Origin of the sequence: Trebonia sp., assembly GCF_049794275.1 — a bacterium.
Classification (GTDB): domain Bacteria; phylum Actinomycetota; class Actinomycetes; order Streptosporangiales; family Streptosporangiaceae; genus Trebonia.
Genome location: NZ_JBARCR010001237.1, coordinates 1 through 2,948, shown reverse-complemented (window position 1 = coordinate 2,948; position 2,948 = coordinate 1). Strand labels below are relative to the sequence as shown.

The 2,948-nt window shown below is 66.4% G+C and carries 2 protein-coding genes and 1 tRNA gene; 1 reads left to right on the top strand and 2 read right to left on the bottom strand.

Going from position 1 to position 2,948, the window contains the following annotated elements; translation table 11 throughout:
- Positions 1 to 26: 26 nt before the first annotated feature.
- A complete protein-coding gene (locus tag WA805_RS30320; protein WP_422275313.1) occupies positions 27 to 461 on the bottom strand; it encodes an SsgA family sporulation/cell division regulator in 435 nt (144 codons plus the stop codon).
- 477 nt (positions 462 to 938) lie between these two features.
- Between WA805_RS30320 and WA805_RS30315 the strand changes: the two genes are divergently transcribed.
- Positions 939 to 1,010 (top strand) — tRNA-Val (locus tag WA805_RS30315).
- Between the two features lie 46 nt (positions 1,011 to 1,056).
- On the opposite strand, the gene WA805_RS30310 is transcribed toward WA805_RS30315, so the two are convergent.
- A complete protein-coding gene (locus WA805_RS30310; protein WP_425244036.1) occupies positions 1,057 to 2,709 on the bottom strand; it encodes a hypothetical protein in 1,653 nt (550 codons plus the stop codon).
- Positions 2,710 to 2,948 lie beyond the last annotated feature (239 nt).

The following is a 2,948-nucleotide window of genomic DNA, read 5'->3' as shown; positions in this document are numbered from 1 at the left end:
GGCCGGGAAGCTGAGATTTCCTGGTGTTAGGACGCCTGGCGAAGCAGGTCGGTGAGCTCGGCCTCGACGTTGACGTGGTCGCTCTCCTCGCCGGCCACCACGATCTGGTAGGTCTTGCGCAGGAAGTCCGCGACATCCTTGACCGGCGCCTCGAAGTGCGCCTGGCCGAACGGGGAGGACAGCTCGAGGTTCAGCACGCTGCCTGGCTCGCCGCCCTCGGTGCCGGCCGACGGCCACACCTGGACGTCACCGAGACCCTCGCGGCTCTCAATGCCCCTCGCCAGCAGATCCCGCGCGAAGATCCACTCGACTGGCTCATCGAGGCCAACGTGGAACGCGATGCGGATGGCGTAGGGGTCCTCGCGGGAGTAAAAGAGGCTAGCCATCAGTGGCACGATCGTCTGCTGTGGCACGACGAGGCGCAGTCCGAGTTCCGCTGATACCGTGCTGCTGCTGTTCATTATCTGGTCAACCTATTCGCCGGTTCCCGGTCTCCCGGGGTCTGTCGGAGTGTCACAGCCGGCTCGCGAGATGTACATATACGGAGCGTTACGGGGTGTCTTGCCCGATTGCTTCCGTTTGAACTTTTCGCGTCCCGGCTGCACGGGCATCCGCCACTGCATCTGCATGTGCAGCTGCCATGTGTTAGGAACGACCCTAGCCCACCTTCTTGTTCCTGCCTATCGTTTGCACAGGTTGTGACCTTCATCGCAACTAATCTGCTACAAAACGGTCTACCCACAGTAGGCGACTGGCAACACCTTGCGATGAGATCGTTATCCGATGCTTATCGATTGCATCGCTTAGAGTAGCGAACACTCATACTACTTGCCAGTAGGTCTTTGCACGTCCAGACGCCGAGACCGCGCCATCGTTGACTGCACAGCGTGACCATTGCCACGTCACGCACCAACATGCGCTACGCTGACCCATGGCACGGGCGATTGGCTCAGCGGGAGAGCGCCTCGTTCACACCGAGGAGGTCACTGGTTCGATCCCAGTATCGCCCACCCAGCCCAAAGGCCGGTTCCAATCCCAGGAACCGGCCTTTCCCGGCTAAGGCAGAGCAGGCACGGTGACCCGGGTCAGCAGGTTGTAGTCGTAGACCATGATCGTGTAGTCCTCGAAGTGGTAGACGTGCGCCGGCGGCCCGTACCACGCCCGCACGACGGACGGCTTCACCGGCGAGGGATCCGTGGAGGCGGAATACGCCACGATGAAGTTCGCCTGGTATTTCGCCGGGTTGAACCACTCGGCACTGGACTCGTACTCCTGGGCGGTAGTGCCGTTCCCCACCGTAGACACCATCCGTACCCGGCCGCCGGTGTCGAGCGTGGTGATGTTCGATTCCCAGTAGCCGCCCAGGCCCATGGTCAGGTGGCGGGCCTCCAGCCAGGCGGCGAGCTGCGTGCTCGGCGGGACCGCCTTCGGCTGGATGTCGTTGTAGCCGAGCGCGGCGAGCATGACAACCAGCCCGGCGGCCAGCACCGGTTCGAGCCGCAGGGCGGCTAGCCGCTCGCCGAACAGCCGCCCGGCGAGCACCGCGCAGAACGGCAGCACGGGGATGATGTCGTGCGCGCCGGTGACCGCGTCCGCGTACAGGCCGAACGCGCCCGCTATCAGGATGAAGACCGTGCCGGCCACGAGCATCTGGTTGACCCGGTCCATCCGGGTGAAGAACCCGCGCGCGCCGATCCACAGCGCCCCGAACCCGAGCGCGACCCCGGCGAGGTGCAGCAGCGCGAAAATGGCGCTGATCCCCATCGGCTGCCCGATGAAGTCGGCGCCGAACAAGATAAGCACGTTGTAGACGGTCGCCCACGTATGGGCGGGCATCGCGGAGATGGGAGCGAAGCCAAGCCCGTTTTTCGGTCCGGGCAGGTAGAAGCCGCCCGCCGCGTGGATTCCCGCCACGATCAGGTGCGCCAGGGCGAAGGAGACCACCGCCGCCACCACGAGTGACGCGTCGTACCAGCGTTCCCGCGGCGGGCGCTGCCAGCGGGCGACCTCCGAGCAGGCTCGCACGCCACAGGCCGCCCCGACGGCCGCCGCGGCGGAGAACGTCGCCTGCACGTCGTTGACCTGCGCCACGGTGAGCAGGACGGCCACGGCCACCGGAACCCACCAGCGCTCCGCCGCGCGGTCGATCACGAGGAACGTCGCCAGCACGGCGATCTGCGTGCCCACGTGATCTGGCCCCTGCAGCAGGATCCGCGAGCCCAGCACCGTCGACGGCGCGAGCATGATGCCGACGGTAAGCAGCATCCGGACAATGCCCTGCCGCCCGCGGGCCCGTCCCCTGGCGAGCAGTCCAGCGAGCAGCAGGACGACCACATAGTCCACCGCCGCGTAGATGTGGACCGTCACCGGCCGCAGCCCGACGACCATCTGGACTACTGCGTTCATCGGCAGGTCGATCGTGTAAAAGCACTCGTCGCTGAGCCACCAGCCGCGCAGGATCGGGTTGCCATGCCACAGATCCCAGGCCTGCAGCGATATCCCGCCCGAGTCGCTGCTCTGCCCGATGGTCTGCGCGTCGCGGAAGTAGAGCAGGAACAGCACCAGCGCGGCGAGCGCCAGGCCCGCCGCCCACACGGCCCGCGGGTGCCGTCCGCACCATCGCCAGAACCGCCGCGGCAAACCCGTGCGTCCGGCATCCCCCAGCCCGGGCGCAGCGCGCTCGCTGCCCTCGGTCAATTCGGTGCTCACAGCGGTGTCCCTCACGGCGATGGTGCGATGAGCCGAGTCAACAACAGAAGTCTGAGCATTGCATACTGCCCGTCATCCTCGCTGGCATTGCCCCGTGGGTGCGGATCCGAAAATATGCGTATATGCGGTTTGTGGCGCTGTCAGATCACGCCGGGAACATGCTGGCGGACGCGCGGCGGCGGCGCGCTGCCGCGGAGGGCCGGGCGGAGGAGCGGTACCGGCGGGAGCTGGCCGCCTAC

Coding starts and splice junctions, on each gene's coding strand:
- WA805_RS30320 (WP_422275313.1), bottom strand. CDS start 461: ATGAACAGCAGCAGCACGGTATCAGCGGAACTCGGACTGCGCCTCGTC.